This is a genomic window from Rhizobacter sp. P3_B12 (assembly GCF_056402895.1).
The window spans coordinates 1-3,994 of the sequence record NZ_JBFUGN010000573.1; the positions used below are offsets into that span (position 1 = coordinate 1).

General features: G+C 69.3%; 4 protein-coding genes. 2 read left to right on the forward strand and 2 right to left on the reverse strand.

Going from position 1 to position 3,994, the window contains the following annotated elements; translation table 11 throughout:
• Both AC1D01_RS23910 and AC1D01_RS23915 read left to right on the forward strand, forming a co-directional pair.
• A partial coding sequence (locus AC1D01_RS23910) for a M3 family metallopeptidase (protein ID WP_477870770.1) occupies positions 1-726 on the forward strand: 726 nt, incomplete at its 5' end.
• A 53-nt stretch (positions 727-779) separates the two neighbouring features.
• Positions 780-1,442 (forward strand): glutaredoxin family protein, encoded by a 663-nt coding sequence (locus AC1D01_RS23915; RefSeq protein WP_477870772.1) that lies wholly within the window; start codon positions 780-782, stop codon positions 1,440-1,442.
• Here AC1D01_RS23915 and AC1D01_RS23920 read toward each other — a convergent pair.
• Both AC1D01_RS23920 and AC1D01_RS23925 read right to left on the reverse strand, forming a co-directional pair.
• Entirely contained in the window at positions 1,432-2,580 is a 1,149-nt protein-coding gene (locus tag AC1D01_RS23920; RefSeq protein WP_477870774.1) for an MFS transporter, read from the reverse strand. The genes AC1D01_RS23915 and AC1D01_RS23920 overlap by 11 nt on opposite strands.
• Positions 2,581-2,583: 3 nt before the next feature.
• The gene (locus AC1D01_RS23925) at positions 2,584-3,984 is read right to left on the reverse strand and encodes a DNA recombination protein RmuC (protein ID WP_477870776.1); all 1,401 of its coding nucleotides are present in this window, start codon (positions 3,982-3,984) and stop codon (positions 2,584-2,586) included.
• Positions 3,985-3,994: the final 10 nt, after the last annotated feature.

Below are 3,994 nucleotides of genomic sequence, written 5' to 3' on the forward strand. Positions count from 1 at the left end.
GTGGCGCACCTGGTGTGCAACTTCGCGTCGCCGGTCGAGGTCGACGGCAAGCGCCGCCCGGCGCTGCTGACGCACGACGACGTGACGACGCTGTTCCACGAGTTCGGGCACGGCCTGCACCACATGCTGACGCAGGTGAACGATGTCGGCGTGGCCGGCATCTCCGGCGTCGAGTGGGACGCGGTCGAACTGCCGAGCCAGTTCATGGAGAACTTCTGCTGGGAGTGGGACGTGCTGAAGCGGCTGACCGCCCACGTCGACACCGGCGAGCCGCTCCCGCGCGCGCTGTTCGACAAGATGCTGGCCGCGAAGAACTTCCAGAGTGGGCTGCAGACGCTGCGCCAGATCGAGTTCTCGCTGTTCGACATGCGCCTGCATGCCGAGCCGGGCTCGCAGGCCGACATCCAGGGCCTGCTCGACGAGGTGCGCGCCGAGGTCGCGGTGCTGGTGCCGCCGCGCTTCAACCGCTTCCAGCACGGCTTCTCACACATCTTTTCCGGCGGTTACGCGGCCGGCTACTACAGCTACAAGTGGGCCGAAGTGCTGAGCGCCGACGCCTGGAGCGCCTTCGAAGAGGCCGGCGCGCTCGACATCGCCACCGGGCGGCRCTACCGCCAGGCCATCCTCGAGGCCGGCGGCAGCCGCCCGGCGATGGAGAGCTTCAAGGCGTTCCGGGGCCGCGAGCCGAAGATCGATGCCTTATTGCGACATCAAGGCATGGCCTGATGAAGTAAATTCGGGCGCAAACACATCTACATCTGCGTTGTTGGAGCCTCCCCATGACCCGATCCACTTCCCGCATATTCGCCCGCAACTTCGCTCGCACCTTCAGCCAGGCGACCCCGGTGCTGCTGGCCGCGCTGTTCACCGCGCTGCCGGCGCATGCGCTCTACAAGGTGGTCGGGCCCGACGGCAAGGTCACCTACACCGACCGGCCGGCGGTCAGCCCCGACAACAAGGTGCAGTCGGTCAACAGCAACGGCAGCGTGGCGAACGATGTCGCCCTGCCCTACGAGCTGCGCCAGGCGGCCCAACGCTATCCGGTGACGCTGTACACGACCAAGGATTGCCCGCCCTGCGACGCCGGCCGGCAGACGCTGCGCCAGCGCGGCATCCCGTTCGCCGAGAAGACGATCGCGACCAAGGAAGACGGCGAGGCGCTGCAGCGCATCACCGGCGCCCGCGACCTGCCGGCGCTGACCGTCGGTTCGCAGGTGGTGCGTGGCTACCAGCGCGACGACTGGTCGAGCTACCTCGACGCCGCGGCCTACCCGAAGGAATCGAAGCTGCCGGCCAACTTCCCGCAGGGCGGCGCGTCGCCGCTGACCACGCCGAAGCAGGCGGTGAGCGAAAACACGCCGGCGAACGATGGCACGGCACCGGCGGCCCGGCCGACGCAGTCGTCGGGCACCGGCAGCAACCCGGCCGGCATCAAGTTCTGATCCGACGGGCCTGCCAGCTGCCGGCACCGACGGCCAGGCCCATCATCCAGAACAGCGACGCGGCCCCCAGCGCCGCGCCGAACACGCCGAACAGCAGCGGCATCACGGTGCTGGACCCGTTCAGCGCCATCGAGCGGAACGCGATCGCCTCGCCGTGCCGCTCGTGCGGCGTGATGTGATGCAGCGTCGACATCACCATCGGCTGCACCGCGCCGAGCGCCAGGCCGAGCAGCGACGCGCAGCAGGCCATCAGCCAGGCCGAGTGCACGAACGGGTAGACGCCGAAGATCACCGCCACCCACAGCATCGCGCCGGTCAGCACCTGCGATTCGCTCAGGCGGTGCGCGAGCACCGGGATCAGCAGCCGCACGCCGGCCACCGACACCGCGAACAGGCCCAGCACCAGCCCGATCGCGCCGGCGCTCATGCCGCGCTCATGCCCGAGGATGGGCACGACGAACGAATGCACGTCCCAGCTGGCGGACAGCAGCCAGTTCACCAGCAGCAGCCGGCGCAGCGCCGGCGAGCGCAGCAGGTCCCACGAGCTCTGGTTCGCGACTGCCACGCTGGGACGCGGCACGTCGGCCTCGGCCGGCACGTAGCGCGCCGACACCATCGCCGCCAGCGGCATCAGCATCAGCACCGCGAACGCGAATCGGAAGCCCATCAGGTCGATCAGCGCTCCGGCCGTCACCGGGCCGATGACGTTGGACAGCGCCGGCGCCAGCCCCAGCCAGCTGAAGACGCGGATGCGCTCGGTCGCGTCGGTGGCCATGCGGCCGGCCGTGCGCTGGATCGTGATCAGCCCGAAGTTCGCGCCGGCCCCGGTCAGGATGGCCGCGAGGCACATCGCCAGGTAGTGGCTGCTGAGCGCCGCGATGGTGCCGCCCGCCAGCGACAGCGCGACGCCCAGCCGCATCGGCACGTGGTAGCCGCGGCGGTCGGCCAGCCGCCCGGCCGGCAGCGAGAGCAGCACCGGCGCGGCGGCGAACAGCGCCATCAGCAGCCCCACCGTCCACTCTGCCTGGCCCTGCTTCAGCGCCTGCAGCGGGGCGGCCATCCGCACCCCGGCCATGCAGGAATGCAAGCTGATCTGGCCCAGGATCAGCGCGAGCAGGGGGCGGGAAAATTGGGTCATCGTCTAGGCGTCGYTCTCCGGCAGATCGGGGACGATGGCATCGTCGTCGCGCGGCAAAGCGAGCGGCAACAGCGCCTGCGCATGCGTCTCGGTGACCGCCTCGACCGACTTCAGCTTGCGCGCCATCACGTTGGCCCGCGTCTGTGCCTGGTCGATCGTGTTGCTGGCCTCGTCGAGCTTCTTCTTGGTCTTCGCGAGCACGTCGCCGAACTTCGCGAACTCGGTCTTCACCGCGCCCAGCACCTCCCACACTTCCACCGAGCGCTTCTCCAGCGCCAGCGTGCGGAAACCCATCTGCAGGCTGTTCAGCGTGGCCAGCAGCGTGGTCGGGCCGGCCAGCATCACGTGGTGCTCGCGCTGCAGCGATTCGAGCAGCCCCGGCCGGCGCAGTGCCTCGGCATACAACCCCTCGGTCGGCACGAACAGGATGGCGAAGTCGGTGGTGTGCGGCGGCGACACGTACTTGTCGTGGATGGACTTCGCCTCCAGCCGCAGCCGCGTCTCGATCGCCTTCGCGGCCACCTCGACCGCCACCGGATCGGCGCGGTCCTGCGCATCCAGCAATCGTTCGTAGTCTTCGCGCGGGAACTTGGCGTCGATCGGCAGCCACAGCGGCACGCCGTCGACGCGCTGGCCCGGCAGCCGGATCGCGAACTCGACCCGCGCGCCGCTGCCCGGCACCGTCTCGACGTTGACCGCGTACTGCTCCGGCGTGAACACCTGCTCCAGCAGGCCGGCCAGTTGCACCTCGCCGAAGATGCCGCGCGTCTTCACATTGGTCAGCACGCGGTTCAGCGAGCCGACATCGCGCGCCAGGTTCTGCATCTCGCCCAGGCCCTTGTGCACCTGGTCGAGCCGGTCGGCGACCAGCTTGAAGCTCTCGCCGAGGCGTTGCTCGAGCGTGGCATGCAGCTTCTCGTCGACGGTGGCCCGCATCTGCTCGAGCTTCTTCTCGTTGTCGGCCTGGATCGCCGACAGCTTCTGCTCGACCGCGCCGCGCATCTCGGTGAGGCGCTGGTCGTTCGATTGCGACAGCGAGCGCAGCTGGTCGCCCAGCGTGTCGGCGAAGCGCTTCAGCGCATTCGCCTGCTGCTCGGAAAGGCGCGCCAGCGTGGCTTCCTGTGCCTGCTGCGTGGCGGCCAGCTGGGTGCGGAAGCTGTCGATCTGCTCGTTCTGCGTGCGCGCCACGTCGCCTTGTTGCGCCAGCAGCGTCTGCTGGAAGCTCGCGAGCGTCTGGCCCAGCTCCTGGCGCGTGCCCTGGGCGCTGCGGGCGACTTCATCGCGCAATTCCCGTTCGAGGCGCTCGATGTGCGCGGCGCCCGAATCGGGCTTTCGCAGCGCGAGCCAGAGCGTCAGCAGCAGGACGAGAACGAGGAGCGCGAGCGAAATCCAGTCKAGGAGCATTTCCCCATTC